Source organism: Corynebacterium rouxii (genome assembly GCF_902702935.1).
GTDB classification, from domain to species: Bacteria; Actinomycetota; Actinomycetes; order Mycobacteriales; family Mycobacteriaceae; genus Corynebacterium; species Corynebacterium rouxii.
In genome coordinates, this window is sequence record NZ_LR738855.1 from 1,942,682 (window position 1) to 1,958,577 (window position 15,896).

15 protein-coding genes, 5 tRNA genes and 1 pseudogene are annotated in these 15,896 nt (G+C 49.2%); 5 read left to right on the forward strand and 16 right to left on the reverse strand.

Annotation, left to right across the window (positions count from 1 at the left end; translation table 11 throughout):
* Positions 1-126: 126 nt before the first annotated feature.
* Together CIP100161_RS09575 and CIP100161_RS09580 are read right to left on the reverse strand one after the other, a co-directional pair.
* On the reverse strand, positions 127-687 hold the full coding sequence (locus CIP100161_RS09575; RefSeq protein WP_155873928.1) for a hypothetical protein: 561 nt from the start codon (positions 685-687) through the stop codon (positions 127-129).
* A gap of 243 nt (positions 688-930) precedes the next feature.
* Positions 931-1,479: a hypothetical protein gene (locus CIP100161_RS09580; protein WP_155873930.1), complete on the reverse strand. Its 549-nt coding sequence runs from the start codon at positions 1,477-1,479 to the stop codon at positions 931-933.
* Positions 1,480-1,683: 204 nt separating this feature from the next.
* On the opposite strand from CIP100161_RS09580, the gene CIP100161_RS09585 reads away from it, so the two are divergent.
* Positions 1,684-2,532, forward strand: coding sequence for a S1 family peptidase (locus CIP100161_RS09585; RefSeq protein WP_155873931.1), 849 nt, complete (start codon positions 1,684-1,686; stop codon positions 2,530-2,532).
* A 29-nt stretch (positions 2,533-2,561) separates the two neighbouring features.
* Here the strand turns inward: CIP100161_RS09585 and CIP100161_RS09590 are convergent, their stop codons facing one another.
* A complete protein-coding gene (locus tag CIP100161_RS09590; RefSeq protein WP_155873933.1) occupies positions 2,562-2,879 on the reverse strand; it encodes a transcriptional regulator in 318 nt (105 codons plus the stop codon).
* Positions 2,879-3,316, reverse strand: a complete 438-nt coding sequence (locus CIP100161_RS09595) for a hypothetical protein (RefSeq protein WP_155873935.1) — start codon at positions 3,314-3,316, stop codon at positions 2,879-2,881. The genes CIP100161_RS09590 and CIP100161_RS09595 overlap by 1 nt, the downstream gene beginning before the upstream one ends.
* 307 nt (positions 3,317-3,623) lie before the next feature.
* Here CIP100161_RS09595 and CIP100161_RS09600 point away from each other — a divergent pair, with 307 nt between their 5' ends.
* From CIP100161_RS09600 to CIP100161_RS09610, 4 genes and pseudogenes are all read left to right on the forward strand, one after another.
* A complete protein-coding gene (locus CIP100161_RS09600; RefSeq protein WP_166443125.1) occupies positions 3,624-3,812 on the forward strand; it encodes a transposase in 189 nt (62 codons plus the stop codon).
* 205 nt (positions 3,813-4,017) lie between these two features.
* Positions 4,018-4,089 carry a hypothetical protein gene (locus CIP100161_RS12600; RefSeq protein ID WP_390884965.1) on the forward strand — a complete coding sequence of 24 codons (72 nt, stop codon included), beginning with the start codon at positions 4,018-4,020 and terminating at the stop codon, positions 4,087-4,089.
* Positions 4,090-4,298: 209 nt separating this feature from the next.
* Positions 4,299-4,511 carry an integrase core domain-containing protein gene (locus tag CIP100161_RS09605; RefSeq protein WP_155873926.1) on the forward strand — a complete coding sequence of 71 codons (213 nt, stop codon included), beginning with the start codon at positions 4,299-4,301 and terminating at the stop codon, positions 4,509-4,511.
* 13 nt (positions 4,512-4,524) lie between these two features.
* Positions 4,525-5,039: pseudogene (locus CIP100161_RS09610) on the forward strand (transposase); the annotation flags it as partial.
* 155 nt (positions 5,040-5,194) lie between these two features.
* Here the strand turns inward: CIP100161_RS09610 and CIP100161_RS09615 are convergent.
* From CIP100161_RS09615 to CIP100161_RS09670, 12 genes are all read right to left on the reverse strand, one after another.
* A complete protein-coding gene (locus CIP100161_RS09615) occupies positions 5,195-5,476 on the reverse strand; it encodes a GNAT family N-acetyltransferase (RefSeq protein WP_155873937.1) in 282 nt (93 codons plus the stop codon).
* A 93-nt stretch (positions 5,477-5,569) separates the two neighbouring features.
* Positions 5,570-5,642, reverse strand: a tRNA-Phe gene (locus CIP100161_RS09620).
* A gap of 22 nt (positions 5,643-5,664) precedes the next feature.
* Positions 5,665-5,738: transfer RNA gene (locus CIP100161_RS09625), tRNA-Asp, on the reverse strand.
* A gap of 119 nt (positions 5,739-5,857) precedes the next feature.
* Positions 5,858-6,934, reverse strand: coding sequence for an iron-containing alcohol dehydrogenase family protein (locus CIP100161_RS09630; protein WP_155873939.1), 1,077 nt, complete (start codon positions 6,932-6,934; stop codon positions 5,858-5,860).
* A 208-nt stretch (positions 6,935-7,142) separates the two neighbouring features.
* Positions 7,143-7,216 (reverse strand) — tRNA-Asp (locus CIP100161_RS09635).
* Positions 7,217-7,241: 25 nt separating this feature from the next.
* Positions 7,242-7,317: transfer RNA gene (locus tag CIP100161_RS09640), tRNA-Glu, on the reverse strand.
* Positions 7,318-7,411: 94 nt separating this feature from the next.
* Positions 7,412-8,179 (reverse strand): ABC transporter ATP-binding protein, encoded by a 768-nt coding sequence (locus CIP100161_RS09645; protein ID WP_155873941.1) that lies wholly within the window; start codon positions 8,177-8,179, stop codon positions 7,412-7,414.
* Between the two features lie 6 nt (positions 8,180-8,185).
* On the reverse strand, positions 8,186-9,193 hold the full coding sequence (locus CIP100161_RS09650; RefSeq protein ID WP_155874576.1) for an ABC transporter substrate-binding protein: 1,008 nt from the start codon (positions 9,191-9,193) through the stop codon (positions 8,186-8,188).
* Between the two features lie 20 nt (positions 9,194-9,213).
* Positions 9,214-10,227, reverse strand: coding sequence for a FecCD family ABC transporter permease (locus CIP100161_RS09655; RefSeq protein WP_155873943.1), 1,014 nt, complete (start codon positions 10,225-10,227; stop codon positions 9,214-9,216).
* 483 nt (positions 10,228-10,710) lie between these two features.
* Positions 10,711-13,308 carry a DEAD/DEAH box helicase gene (locus CIP100161_RS09660; RefSeq protein WP_155873945.1) on the reverse strand — a complete coding sequence of 866 codons (2,598 nt, stop codon included), beginning with the start codon at positions 13,306-13,308 and terminating at the stop codon, positions 10,711-10,713.
* Complete coding sequence (locus CIP100161_RS09665; RefSeq protein ID WP_155873947.1) at positions 13,308-15,314, reverse strand: site-specific DNA-methyltransferase; 2,007 nt, start codon at positions 15,312-15,314, stop codon at positions 13,308-13,310. Before CIP100161_RS09665 ends, CIP100161_RS09660 begins: the two co-directional genes overlap by 1 nt.
* 494 nt (positions 15,315-15,808) lie before the next feature.
* Positions 15,809-15,881, reverse strand: a tRNA-Lys gene (locus CIP100161_RS09670).
* Between the last annotated feature and the right edge of the window lie 15 nt (positions 15,882-15,896).

Genomic DNA, 15,896 nt, shown 5'->3' on the forward strand with positions numbered 1-15,896 from the left:
GGCACTTCAGTTTCATATCAACGCGCTTAGGAACCGAGAGTTCAGACTCAAACAATCCTTATTGTCAGATAGCGATAAAATCCCTTTAGCTATCTGACAATAAGGATTGTTTGAATAAGGAACGAGTTAAGCCCCGAAGCACATTCCGACTGCGGTTCCGCCCATTGCAGAAAAACCAACAGCACAAGCAACGCAACCGGCGCCAACAGTCACGGCGCACAATCCACCGCAGGTTGCAATTATGCTTATGGCAGCATAAGTAGTTACACCAGCTGCTTGCAGGCAAGTCAGTAACTTGTTAGATTGCGGTACCATCAGATCATCAACTTTGAAGTCTTTAGCTTGAGTTTTCTCCCCGTCTGAAAACATATCGATATGCAAATCAGATCTATCGGAATTCCAAGTAGCTTGTGCAAGCATTGTACTCGAGATCGTTCCTTCCGGAGTGATAACCGCTCCTGCATAAGAACCTTCGCCGTATTCTCCTCCCTCTACTAGGAAGGAAGCGACTCTTATCCCAGTTCCATCGATTGGTTCTGAGAGCATGAATTCTCGGGCTGCGAAACCGGTTATACCTGGATAATCGTTTTCCATTCTCGATGTAAAAGATTCCTTTAGATTTTCCGGAAGCGGGACTGCTGTCTGAGAGAAATAGGTAGGGTCATTCTTTGAGTGCACTTCCCCCATGTCAGAATCTGTGAAAGCATTCGCAGAAGAAATCGCAAATGACGATACTATTGCGAGAACCAAGCTAAGAAAAATAATTACAGTTCGGCGTACTCTAGATACATGCATCGTGGATCACCTAAACCTGCATTAAGCAGTAGCCAATATTTCCACTATGGATTGCAGCTACAGACGAGATACAAGCTACACACCCCGTTCCAACGGTCACCACGCATACTGCACTGCATCCAATAGTTATAGTATTTATAACCCAGCCAGGAACTCCTCTAGATTGCATACAATCAGAGAATCGAGAAAAGCATTAGACTGGGGAACCATAGCATCATCCGCGTCAGATTCACTAAAACTCTTGTCTGATACCAACTGGTGATCTATCCACATTTTTCCTACACCGCCATTTTTATCTCCCACCGCGGTGATCTCGCTCTGTGTCGTAGATCCATCTTTATTGAATAAAATACCGATAGTTCCAAACTGAAGGGATTCATCCCTAATTAAATTATATGAGATATACACCCCAGTATCTTCGACATACCAACCAGCTGCTGATCCTGGGTCATACTCAAAACCAGAATCAGTTGATATACTCAAATCTCGGTCTGCTAAGAATCCATTCAACTCCTGTTCGGTCATCTTTGTCATTGCAGTCCCATTGGCATCTACATGTATACGCTCCCCCGCCTCAGCAGTATACGGCGAGGAAAGTATAGTAACTAAAATAGTTAGGACTGCACCGATAACTAGAAAAATTTTAGTCATCGGCAGACTACAGTGGCCATGTAACGTGGTCATGTCATACCTTCCAAAATTTTGTATTGAAGAAATCCTTTGGAATAACTTGTTTCCATATTGGAAACCTGTTATCTAATTGGAAATCATATCAGTCACGGCCCTGTTTTTCAGGAGTTCTGAGAGATCTTCCCCTTTGTGGCGAAAGTCACATTTTGAAGTGCAATCAGATGTCATTCAAACTATAGAAATCAGGTAATTCATAACATGTTTTCCATTAAGAAAATGGCTCTTGGAGTGTCTATATTCATTACCTTAGGGGGTACAGTTTTCATCTCTTCGGCTACAGGTGTGATAGCTGCTGAAGAGTCTCAACCATGGGATGAGCTCTATCCTCAAGCTTCCAGTACTACGCCCGTTCATGATGACCGTGTGGCAAGAATCGAGATAAAAAAAATCCCAAATGATAAGACCGAGCAACAAACAGTTCTAGCTTGCACGGCGAACCATTTAGGTAGTGGTTTATGGATAACGGCAAAACATTGCTTAACGAGCACTGAAGAGAAAAGGGAAATCATACAGTCCGACGGAGATAGAGCCACTATTAAAAAAGTGCACTTTGCCGAAGAAGGGGTTGACTTGGCAATCCTAGAAACCGACAATCCGGCTATTTCCTCAGATTTTTTTACCCTTCCTGAAGAAAACCCGAATTCTTCCGATGTATTAACCCTAATTGGTTTTGCTGCAGTGCACTCTTACGCGTCAGAAGCGCAAGTATCTGTTACTGAAGGAGTTCAAGATAACTATGTCCTTTGGCAAAAATATAAGCAGTCATTCAAAACGGTTTCAGTCACGGATTCGAGAACCTGTAGCGGAGATTCGGGCGGAGCAGTTTACTCTAGAAATAAAATCGTTGGAATACACTCAGCTGGACCCCTTAACAAAGAATGTGAGGGAAAACAGGGGAGCGTTATGCTGCACACAGCTATTTTTCCGTCTCGCGAATGGATAGAAAGGATCATCCATCACTTGGATAAAGATCTTGAACATAGCAATGGAAAAAATATTGCGCCTTTCAGTTCCATGAGCAGCACTAATCTTTCTTTGAGTATGTGAATATATAGTGTATTCATCTCCACCATTCATTACTTTTCCGAAGGGGAAAATCCCATAACGATGCGATCAAGACATGCAAGATATGAAAAGTAGGCCTTCTTTCCTTGCCTAGTCAAAAATAAGTCAGTTGTAGCCTTTTTCCCAATGAATCTTTTCGAAACATTCACCATTCCTGATTCTTCTAAAGAGCTAATGCTTTTCGATAAAGAAGAATAGCTAAGCCCTAGTTCTTCTTTTAGGGACTGATATGTAGCCGAATCTACCGAAGCGAGACATGCCATCACGCCTAGCCGGTTTGGAGAATGAATTAGAGGATCGATCCCTTCGAAAGCTTCATTCATTTTCATTAACTGCCTGCCTTAATTTTCCAAAAACCAAGACCAGCAAACGGGGCGGCCGCTAGCATTCCTACTAGAAAAGGAAGCATTAGAAAATCTGTTTTCACGCCACCCCATGTCCAGAACCACTCACCAATTATGACGGTGATAATGGAGAAAACTGTAGCTATGAAATACCCCTTTCTCCAACCGTAAGGCTGAACTCTCCTCGCTTTAGCGATCATAACTGCTATGGAAAAAATAGAAAGAAGAAAAAGGAATGGGGACAATATATAACCAATAGAAAGCCATGTGGAGGAAGAGGCTAGCGACATCAAACGGATAGTAACGAAAAAGAACGTTAGCGCTGACGCTAGTAAGATCCAGTACCCCTCCCTTTTAGATACTTGCTGAGGGAATGGCGTTCGACCACTTTTAGCTTTATCTGTGAATCGACCTGTGCTCATAATTAAAGACCTCCTTAGTTTCACCTATTGTAACAACTTTCCAAAATGGAAACAACTGCTATTTAGAGATAACGGATACCGTATTTAGTTATCTGCAGGGTTTGACCAGAGAGTTTACTTATTTCCACACTGAAGTGCCCTAGGTTTTGTTCCGTTTGCGTAGATGGGAACATCCTCGAACATGCCAAGGAAAATTTGACCAGGAAGCCAAAGACCGAGTCGTCCGCTTGGTAGAAGACCGCATCCTGGCGGAAAACATTTCGACGCAGGCAGCCTGCAAGATCGTGGCACCAAAGCTGGGTGTTTCGTGGCACACAGCAAGGCAATAAACGCAAGCCAGCTCGACGCGAGGGGACACGTTACTAAACGGTTGCCTGAGGACCTTGTGGCAGAAAACGCACGGTTGCGTCGAGAAAAACACCAGCTACGCGACACCAACGAGTTACTGAAAGCCACCTCAGCTTTTTTCGCATCCGAACCAGACCTAAAACGTTAAGAAATGATCCAGTTCATCGATAAATACCGGGATCGTTTCCGTGTCGAGTTCATATGCCAGACGTTAAACACGCATCGCGAAGGCGGTTTTCTTAGCTTGCGTGGTTACCGCCAATCCAAGGGCCCAGATCTTTCGCCCTGACTTGGCCAATCGTGAATTTAAGGCTCCTAGCCCTCATCGACTGTGGGTGGCGGACATTACTTATGTGCGCACCAGGAAAGGCTTCGTGTACACCGCATTCGTGACCGATGTATTCTCTCGGAGGATCATCGGGTAGGTGTTGTCTGATTCGATGCGCACCGAGGCGTTGCCGTTGCAGGCACTCAATCAGGTGATTGTGTGTTAAGGAAATAACGGGTTTGATTCACCATTCAGATCACGGCTGACAATATGTGAGCATTGTCTACAATGAGCGCTTGGCTGAGCACGGTATCGCAGCGTCTACTGGGATGGTGGGTGATTGCTATGACAATGTTTTGGCTGAGAATGTCAACGGCCCCTCACAAGAATGAGCTGATTCATACCCGCACTTGGAATGATGTGGTCGACGTGGAAATCGTGACGTTCGAGTGGGTTACGTGGTGGAATGAGTTACGGCTTCACCAGAGTTTGGGCTATCGCATCTTGGCTGAGGTCGAAGCCGAGTTTTGGGAGCATCACACCGGTCGAGAAATATTAGAAATCAAGGCAAATGCCTAGGAACAAAACCCAGGGCACTTCAGCTGCCGAGTTAGTAATTCCTCAACTGGCTGCAAACATCAAGTCACTGAAAGAACAGCGTAAAAACAATTGCTGAGCAGGTTGAAGGGATGCTCGATGAATTCCCTCTTTGTGAGGTCTCGATGAGTATGTCCGGGGTCAGCATCAAGACCGCAGCGCAGATCCTCCTAGCAATCAGTGATGGCTCCGACTTCGATAGCGCCGGTCACCTGGCCGCTTACGCGGGAATTGCCCCCCGTCACAAGACGATCTGGGTTCATCGATCCGAGGCGAATTCCCCGCCAGATCAGGAAACAAACGTTTGAAAACGCACTGTTCTACTCCGCTTTCGCCGCCATATGCGCCCACGAACCTTCAAGGCAGTACTACGAATGCAAACGCGCCGAAGGTAAACGTCACAACGAAGCCGTCATATGTCTAGCTAGATGCCGGTGCAACGTAATATATGCGATGTTGAAAAATAAGCAGTTCTTTCGCGAAATTCCCCCACGCAACATCGCGGCATAACGTCAACTGAGCCAACCGACCAGCATGTTACTGGCCGGTTCCTAGAAATGCCTGACCCCCCTGGGTCTTACGCGCGTCAACATCAGCACAACACTTGACAAAAACATAGGGAAGCCCCCTTGCCACCTCACACCACGAGGTGGCATTTTTATACCCTATGCAAGGTAGTCACGAAACTCAGGATTCTTTTGCACAAACCCCACCACAGCAGAGCACGTTGCGATTGCACCGAGACCATCCGCATGGGTTGCTTCCAGAGCCTGCTGAATTAGCAGCTGAGAAAGCCCCTGGCCGCGAAAACGTGGATCGATGACCGTATGGCTAAAATTCCGGCGATCATCACGCTCCGTGTATCCAGCAAAGCCCGCATCCTCACCATCGACGGCGATTACAAATTGCTTGTCAGCTTTCTCGTGCCGAACCTGAATATCAGACATATCTTCCTCCTCTAGTTTCAGTAGCAATTCCCACTATTTCTACCAGAAGAAAACAAACAAGGTCCCAGCCAAAATGACTGGGACCTTAATTTGTGGCCAGAGCCAGGATCGAACTGGCGACCCCACACTTTTCAGGCGTGTGCTCTACCGACTGAGCTATCTGGCCAAAGACTGCAAGAACAGTCTTGCGACCCTGACGGGACTTGAACCCGCGACCTCCGCCGTGACAGGGCGGCGCGCTAACCAACTGCGCCACAGGGCCTTAAAGGCTGTACCTAGGAGAGAATCACTTCCTTCCCTTGCACGAGCCATTACTTTACACAGATAATGTTCACACCCACAAATCCAAAGGTCAACACGGATTTCTTAGGATAAAAACCATTAAGCAAATACCTGAGCGTCGATAATCGCTTGCGCAAAACGCTCAAGATCAAAATCCCCCGTCTTCCACTCCGTGGTCGCTGGCGCATGGGACACCAGCTCCGGAATATCCGATTCTTGTAAGTCCAGATCCGCCAGAGTCAGCGGGAATCCCATCTGCTTATAAAACTCAACATAACGACGCTTAGTCTCCAAGTCGCCGTCATATTGCAACAACGCTAGCACGCCATAAGAAACAATTTCACCGTGCAGATGCTTGCCGACGCACTCAGGAAATGCCGTCGACGAGTTATAAAACGCATGCGCAAGCGAAGAATTGTAATAATACGCCTGCCCTGGATCCACCGTCATGTTAGACACGTAACCACAGGTCATAATGATCGCTAACGCGACTTCCTCGATTGCCTGCGACGACCTACCCGCACGGCAATCCTCCAACGCCTGCAAACCAAAATCCATCAGTGCAGGCGTCACCGCCGAACACACATTGCGCCCCATCAAAGGCGCATGCGACAAATTGCGGCCCCGCGACTGCAGCTTTACCTCGCACTCCTTAGACATGCCATCTGCAATTCCAGCCCACAACAGTTCTGCTGGGGACTGTGCGATCACCGTCGTATCAATAAACACGTGGTGGCACGGCCCGCGCTGGAAGTCATAGCCAGCAAGGGAATCATCATCCTTGTACACCACAGACAAATTCGTTGCCGCGGCACAGTTCGAACCCAACGTAGGGAATGCAAATAATGGCTTGCCCAGACGGTTCGCAACCACCTTTACCGTATCGACGGCACGACCGCCGCCGACGCCAAAGATCATGTCGGCTTGCTGCACTGTAGGAATATCGCACAGGGCGTCGACACGCTCGTAGGTGCAGTTATGTCCATAAACAATCCAGTCCACGACTTCAATTCCGCTATGAGCCAATGCAGCCTCGAGACGCGGGCGCGACTTTTCTAGAGCAGTCTTGCCACCAATCACGACCACCGAAGAGCCATAGGTCGACACAATTGCGTCAATCTCTTCATAAGCACTATCGCCAATGCTGTATCCCGGTAATTGCAAAGAGTAAGGCATAAAACCACCTCGAGTAAGCCGTAAATGAAATAATAAATCCCATCTAGTGGACATGGAATTAATCGACCATCATACGCGCGACATCCAACACTGCCCAACACAGGGACCCGATGAGAAGACATTCGTGCTTCCGACATCACCAAGATGACAGCCCCCAGAAATAAAAAATACCGAGGCATTTCCATGCCTCGGTATTTTAAAATAAATGCGACCCTGACGGGACTTGAACCCGCGACCTCCGCCGTGACAGGGCGGCGCGCTAACCAACTGCGCCACAGGGCCATATTTATATGACCACGAAAAGTGGTGGTACTCCCAACGGGATTCGAACCCGTGTCGCCGCCGTGAAAGGGCGGTGTCCTAGGCCCCTAGACGATGGGAGCAAGCCTGTTACAAGACAGCCAAGCTGTCGTGCGGACTGAGAAGAACTATACTTGAATTCCTAAAATACGCAAAACGCGAGGTAAACAAGCTTTTTTATAAGATAGTCAAAGAATCGAAAACTAGATGCATCCGTCCTCCTACAACCACGCGCTCCACAGCCACCCCAAATACATCCGTAATCATTTCTGACGTAAATGCATCGGCAGGCTCTCCGGCAGCCACCACATGCCCATCGGAACCCAGCACCACCACACGATCACAGTAACGTGCTGCAAGATTCAAGTCGTGAAGCACGACAATCGTTGCACAACGTAAATCCCGCACTAATTCCATCAACTCAAACTGATGCGCTAAGTCCAAGTGATTAGTGGGCTCGTCTAGTAATAAATGATCCGCTTGCTGAACTATGGCGCGAGCTATAAGTGCACGTTGACGCTCACCACCTGAAAGTTCCGTGATAAGACGATGTTGTAGTGATGTCAACGAGGCCTGCTCAAGAGCTTTACTCACAATTGCTTCGTTTGCATCTGTATTAAAATCGAGTAGTCGTCGATACGCAAGAGCACCTAACCCAACAGCGTCGCGTACCGTTAGAGGGAATGCTTGATCGCGCTCCTGCGCAACCACAGCTATCTGCTTAGCAATATCCTTAACCCGCAGCTGATGTATGTCATTGCCATCGACGATAACTTTGCCCCCAGCTAGTTCCAGGGCTCCATGAATCGCTTGCAACAAAGTGGATTTTCCACAACCATTTGGGCCAACGATGCCGACAATCTCGCCAGCGCCCACACGCAAAGTCACACCATGGACAACCAAACGACCACAACGATCTACTACAACATCACTCGCACTTATCACTGCACGTTACATTCCCGCGTTTTTCATCTGATTTTGCAGATATACAGCTCCTTCAACCGAGAGCGTGCTCGGTGGATCAGTGAGAATGAAAGGCATATGAACCACCTTATGCTCCTGCACAGCTTTCAAGCTACGAGCCCCATTAAAACCGAGGAAAGTCTCCATAGCAGCTTTGTCATCACCAGTCTCACTTAACAGCACAATCCACTCAGGATTCTTGTCAAGCAAATCCTCCATGGAGACATCGAAAACCCGTTCTTTGTTATCAGAATAGGGGTTCTTCAAACCATTGGCCTCAAGAATTGGTTGAACCATAGAGGTATTGCCATAGGTATAGAACACATCTGAGCCAGGAGTGATATATAGCACCACACCATTAGCTGTGGAAGCAGAAACCTGCGGTGTCTTCTTGGCGATCTTTTCCTTTAGTTCTTTGGCTTTGCCCTCCACCTGGAAAAGTGATCCCATCTTATCGACCTCATCAGTCACCTTGTCCCAGCTTGCAGGAGTTAACTCAATATCTGGACACAAAGCGTCTGGAGAGTACAGAGGGATACCTGCATCTTTGAGCGCCTGGCGATCCGCACCGGTGTCATAGCCGATAACCAAATCAGGATGTAGATCAACAATGGACTCAGTGGACATCTTTGCGCCACCAGTACCTGTATCGCCTGCCTTAACAGAAGGAATATTGGCGATGGCGGCTTCCAAATCTGCATCCAGCTTATTCACACGCTTCTCTCCAGCACGGTGCTTTACTCGGTCCAGAACGCCTAACTCATGCAGAATCGAAACGTTCATCTCGCTGAGCATGAGTACGTTTTCTGGGGCTTTGTCAAAGGTCAGAGTTTCACCGCAACTTTTAATGCTGATCTGCTGATTCTGCTTAGATTCCCCCATGTTGTGCTCAGACTTGTTAGCCTTATCAACAGCACTTTCACCACACGCAGTCAAACCACACGATAAAACAGCAACACACGTTACTGCTGCCAGCGGCTTCCATGACAACGTCATATTATTACTCCTTTTTCTTTTTACATTTGATTCTTTTGATTTCTCACTATCAAGGCCAGACACGGAGCGCCAATAAGCCCCGTGATCACGCCGATAGGTAGCTCTTGAGGACTAAAAACAATCCGTGCAAAGGCATCTGCCCACACGAGAAAAACAGCCGATGCAAGCCCTGATGCAACCACAAGCACACGGTGGGAATACCCGACCAACTGTCGCATCACATGCGGAATGATAAGACCTACGAAGCCGATTCCTCCCGCAGCGCTCACCGTAATAGCGACAGCAGCACTAACGCCAAGCAGTAAAAACGCACGGGTACGCACTGGATGTACACCTACCGATCGCGCAGTGGAGTCACCGCTAGCAAGGGCGTCAAGAATAGGCCCATAAAGGCTTAACACAAGCATAACTATGACGGCAGCCACGCATACGATGCCGATTGTAGACCAGCGTGCTCTGCTCAAAGAGCCCAGCATCCAAAACATGACAGCCTGATTCGTTTCAGGTGAGCCCGAAGAAAAGATCACTAGATTTGTCAACGATTGAGCACCAAACCCTACAGCCAAACCAGACAAAATAAGCTTAAGGGGATGGGCTCCCCCGCCAGCGATAATAACGACTGCAGTGGTGGCCAGGGCAGCACCAACAAAAGCAAACGCTCCTACCCCGAAAGCACTGCTTACGCCAAAAGAAATGAGTGCTAATGCTGCGCCTGCGCCAGCGCCTGAGCTCACACCTAGCACATAGGGTTCAGCCAACGAATTACGGATCAAGGCTTGGAAAGCAACACCCGAAACACCAAGAGTGGCACCTACTGCTAACCCTAAAACGATACGCGGCAACCGAGTCTGCCAAACAATGGCATCAGTAGCATGATCCCACGTTATGGTAACTGGGACACTTGGAATGTGACTAGCAATTACTGCATAAACTTGAAAAAACGGCACTGCGGCTGGACCAAGCGAAACGGTTGCCGCGGGGGTTAGAACAAGGAAAATACACAGGATCCCGATTGTTAAGCGAGTTCGAGTCACAGAGTTCACGGTAGCACAGTAGATAATTGTTCATCGTCGCGAACTATCACAGTGCAGGCTTGCTCACACTCGTCAGCAGTGCTGATCGAAAAACTGCATATAACATCCGGCAAGTTATTATTTGCCAACTGCTCCGGCATTAATGCCGCTGGTTCAACAGAATCATCCAAGGGACAGGCCGGGATATGCCCCAAAAATTACGAATTACGCGGAAGACCCGGCTCTGTTCGCTGACATGTCACGGAGACGTTATGAAAGGACGTAAACCACTAAGACCGAGAACAACAACGAAACACCAAAATATAAGTCAACCTGCTATTAGCCCCCTGATCACAGCGTGTGTACCTGCCGCAATGCCATGAGTGATACGACCACTTACTAACCGCCTAACACGAATAGAGAACCGGCCGTGCCAACTTCCTTCTCGAAAACTTAACCACACAAAAGACCATGGAGGAACGCTTCGGTGTGGCGGTTATGCTGCTACAGGGCATTGTTGACTGGGCTAGCGAAGGCTTTCAAGTCTTCCCAAGAGTCAGCACGGGCTGTGTCTTGCTCGTAGGCTATCAAATAGCCCCAAAGCTGATCGGCGTAGGCATCCTCAGCTACTAGGCGGCGCACCAGCGCTTCGGCTGCTTTGCGTTTGGCCTGTACCTGAGCGTCGTCGCGGCCGCGCTCCGATTTCCCTTCGATGATCCAGTGCACTCCGTTAACATCCATAGCGACAAAGTCTGGAAAGTAGCGATCCTTAGCATTGTAAAACACAAACGCTTGGTCTTGTGGATGCAGCCGATGCCACCACACAATCCCCGGCGAAGTGTTCAGTAAGCGCGCCAGCTGGTACTCGCCGGTGAAGGAGTCAAAAGATTCCTCAGCGAACAACGACTTGAACCAGCCCCCATACACCTGGCCACGTACGAACTGCTCACGTGTCTCAATCTGATCATGCACCTTCTGCCCCAGCGGCAACGTATAACCATTACTAGGCATCGGCTTCGGGTGAATGCTCGGCACCTCGCGGGTGGAACGCAACGTCTCAACGGTATAATTCTGGATGAGTTTGAGGAGCTCAGTGCGCGCCGAATCCAAAGACTTCACCGTCCAACCACTAAACATCACCGATTGCATAAACTTCGGTACGAGGAATGTGGCTACATAACGAGCCGTCTGCTCCGTTTTAGGCACCAACGGCATATTCAGCACCAGTTTAACTAGTGCATTCTTTGCATCATCATCGTCGACATGGACGGAATCTACCTCGGCACTCTCACGATCCTCCGCGCGTAGTTTCTTTCCTAACATCGCAATAATCTCTTTGCGAAGCAACACATCGCCAGCTGAGGTCACTCGGCGGGCGGCCTGGTTAATAGTGTCGTCACCGATCTCCGAGAGGTCAATAGATGGCTGCTGCACGGTCATCGTCGTCACCGGGAACTGATACGTGACATCTGCGAACGCCGGATTTCGTTCAATCGAGATTAGCTCCCATCCCGTGCCACCTTCCGGAGCGGAATTGGTTATTTCACGTACTCCCACACTTGGCGTTCTGGTAAAGTTTTCTCCGCCGACGGGCACTATTCCTGCCTGTAAATCATCACCGTTGACGCTATCTCCGATAGGCCATACACCGGCTTCGTGAGGAGCCACGTCGCCTGTTTGCATGACACCGGTGTCTGTCAAAGAGGTACCCATTCTTGGAGAGGTAGCAGTTTCGGCGGCCTTGAGAATCGCCGCTTCGACTTGTGCCTTGTCAAGATCGGCGACAGCTTCTTCCAAACCAAACTGTTGGAGAACATTCTCCGCGTTCAGCAGCTCAGTAAAGGACTGGTGGGCAATGATGTCAAGCTGGTCAATCTGCCACACGCCCGTGTAACGTCCAAACGGCAATCGCAACCCTCGCCCCATCGTCTGTTGGGTGAGCACTTCTGAAGCCATCGCTCTCAATGTCACCACGACCGCGATGTTCTTAACATCCCACCCCTCTTTAAGTTTGTTCACACTCACTACAGCAAGCACAGGGGAATTCGGACGATCAAGCTCATTCAGCCGACGTTGAGTACGTTCATCCTCATGCTTCGAGTCAACCTGCAACACAGCATCGTCGCTACCCAAATATTCCGGACTACGAAGTAACTCAGTCACTTGGGTGGCATGGTCCACATCTGAGCAGACCACAAAAACTACCGCGTTCACATGCTTTCGGTTCTCGCTGGCAGCAAAGGAGTCATAATAGGCCTGCTTGATTGACCGCAACTGTAAAGCATCCCGCAACTGCTGTTCCTCAGATGCTTCATCGGTGCCATAACCCGTCTTACGGAAAGCTAGCACTGGGGCTTTAACATACTTATCCTGAATGGCACGGAAGAGCGGGTATTGGTAAATGACATGATCGGACTTCTTATCAACCGAAGCGGTTAGCCCAATCGTTGCCGCCGGATCTAGCTCCTTGAGCGCTGCGTTAAACGCGATTGCACTGGACCCGTAAAGGTGTGACTCATCGGCGATCACAACCAGATCATCGAGGCTCTTCAGGTAGTCGAAGAGCACACCTGCGTTCTCGTCGAAACGGCGGGGCTTACGACGCATTGCGTCTTGCGTATTACCATGCGTGTCACCTTCAGTGGACTTCGGCGCGATGAGCTGCTGAATGTTGAAGATAAACGCCAATATTGGCACTTCACGACCAAAAGACAGCTGAGCAGCACCATTTTGTCTAGCTACCCATGCCGAATAATCCTGTGGGGTAACAACCTCCGGCGGCACAACAGAACCGGTGATGTAGCGAGGCGAGCCAGGCGTAAAGTTCTGGACTGTTTTGACCTGAACCGTTTTACCCGGAGTCACTATCACAACGTTGCCTACGCCTTGGCGGCGAAGGTACTCCACGAAAGCAGCCATCAAATAGGTCTTGCCCACGCCCGTTGCTAGATTAAGCACTTGCATTATCGACGGTTCATAATCCCCGTCAAGTGTAAAGACCAGCTGACGCAGCGCTTCCTTGTTCGGGGCACGCAAATCAAACTCGGAACTGATCGACTCGAGCAAATCGGAGTCAAAACTGATGTTGAGCCGGGTTGCCATTACTTGTTACCGCCTTCGCTGTAGCGAAAAATATCATCAGGCAGAGCGACCACCCGCGAGCCTTTCACCGCCCTGCGCAGATGCTGACGCACTCCGTCCATCACAGCCGTTGCGGCCAGCACAATTGTCTCCCCAGGCTGAACATGAGATGTCAGCGAGTCCACCAACTCAATCGTGGCTACTCCCTCTACTACCTTCAACAGCGCGTTACCCCGGCGCCCGTCGAAGATATAATCGTCATCTGCATGAAGCAACGTAAAACCAAGATTAGCAGCCACGGAGTCGATCAAAACCTGACCGGTAGCCTCAGCAGTCAACATCACACGATCTAAACCGGGGTCGTAATCGAAACAGGCGGGTGAGAGGTGTGCAACGTGGAAACCACCACCGCCACGCCAGTTCCGAGTTTTCGACGGACTAGTGGCAAGTAATCGCTTCACGGCCTTAATTGCCGCGACATCGTCGTCAGAAATGTCAGGATCTTTGGATACAGCGTTTAGCAGCTTTGTAGCTTGTTGAAGATCCTTCGTCTCAAACTTCTCAGGAAGAATGGAAGACGGTTTCAAGACTCGGTCTTTCGTATAAGTGACACCACCAGCGTCTTGATCTCTTACCACCATTTCTAAACGTGGGCGTGTGAACGTAGCAAACGTCGATTCCAAGAGCTCACATGTTACCCAACGACGCCCCATCTTCTGAGCTACCGCCGCCGTCGTACCTGATCCAGCAAAAACATCCAGCACGATATCTCCAGGGTTCGAGCCGATGTGAATGATGCGTTCGAGGAGACGCTCAGGTTTAGGAGTAGAAAAAGCGACCGTTTTAGGAAATAGGGCTTGAATTTCCTTTTTTGCAGAGTCATTGTGGCCAACTTCTTGGTGGGTAAATAAGTTCTTAGGGACAGTTCCTTCAACATCCGCAAGATAAATCTTTCTTTGGAATCCTCCAAAGCCCTCCGAAGCAGGATAATAAACTGGCCAATTCCCCTGTTTGTATCGTTCGATCGAAGAATCGGAGACCTTGGGGGACCAGTCCCTAATAACTAGGGGCTTAATATCAGTTCTTAGTTCGACCGACGGTCCTTCGATTTCTTTCCGAGCCGCAAGCTCTGCTTCATTTGTTTCACCCAGTTCGTAGTCAGCCCATTCGCGCATAATCCTCAGCATCTCTGGTTGTTCAAATCGCCAGTTTGAAGCTTTTGCGGGATAAACCATTTCTCCAGTCACTGGGTGCTGAATCCCATATACACCGGGGTGTTGACGTTTCGATATATTGTGACGCGCGCTCTTATTATCTTGTTTCCACGGCCCCCTGATGGAATTATCGGGATTCGAATACCGTGCGTCCATTGCTGCGGTGCGAGGTAACTTGTTTCGCCGGAAAAAATCTGACTGCTGATAAACCAGCACACTATCTGTCACCATCGGAATTCCCGAAGCATTATTGCTTGCTGCGTAGGCTTTCTCCCAGCACACTTCCGTAACAAAATTGCGTGCACCAAACACTTCGTCGAGAAGCAGGCGCATGCGGTGATTCTCCACGTCATCCAGATGCACCCAGATCGAGCCGTCGTCGGCAAGCAGCTTTTTCATGTGCAGCAGCCGGTCGCGCATCATGGTCAGCCAGACGGAGTGCTCTAAGTTGTCTTCGTAATTCGCAAAGGTCTGGGCGGTATTGAAAGGCGGATCAATGTAGATCAGCTTGACCTTGCCTACATACTTTTCGGCCAGCTCGGGCACTCGGGTAAGGGCTTCGAGAACGTCGCCTGATTCACCAAGAATCAACAGGTTGTCATCCTGTGGTTGCAGATCAGCGCGCTCAGAGTATTCAAACTCGTCCGACTTCGGAGTCTGCGCGCCCTGCACATAGTCATCGAAGATAAGGGTATGGGTCTCGCAATAGCGGGGATCGGACGGATCAACCCACGTGTAGCCGTACTTACCGGTCTCTGTAGGGATGAGCGCTTTGTCTTTGTTGTACCAGGTGAGCTGGAGGCGTTGCGTCATGTGATCAGTCCGTTTTTCCTTCTTGAATGTTTACTTCGCTAAAGCCATAGTGGAACCCAACCCTTGAGATAAAGGTACTAATGGAGTGGTCTCAACACCTAAGTCTGCGAAGTTGAGGCCCTCTCACCTTACCGTTTACACCCCATGCGAGCATAAGAGCCACGCCCCCTCTCTAACTCGGCATATGAGAATTAGACGTGTGTCAGGTTGGATAGTTTTTGCCCAGGTACTGTGAGAAGAAGTCCTTGCCTGTAGGTTCCTTTATCTGCTGATCCGAAACGAAATTCCATCGTGCCCGAAGCAACGCCGTCAGTGCCTGGCTCCTAGCCTCCATGCTTTGTATGCTGTGCAAAATATTTCCTTCAGACGAGAAACACCACGGTGTTGAAGATGCTCAGTAGCTTTTCTAAGGGGTTTTTGCTACTTAACCCGCACTTCGATCCAAAAGATGCAAAACAGGCCAGACGCTTAAAACGTCTGACCTGTTTTATTTGTGGGCCCTCCGGGGCTCGAACCCGGGACCTGCGGATTAAAAGTCCGTAGCTCTACCAACTGAGCTAAAGGCCCACAGCACATTCATTA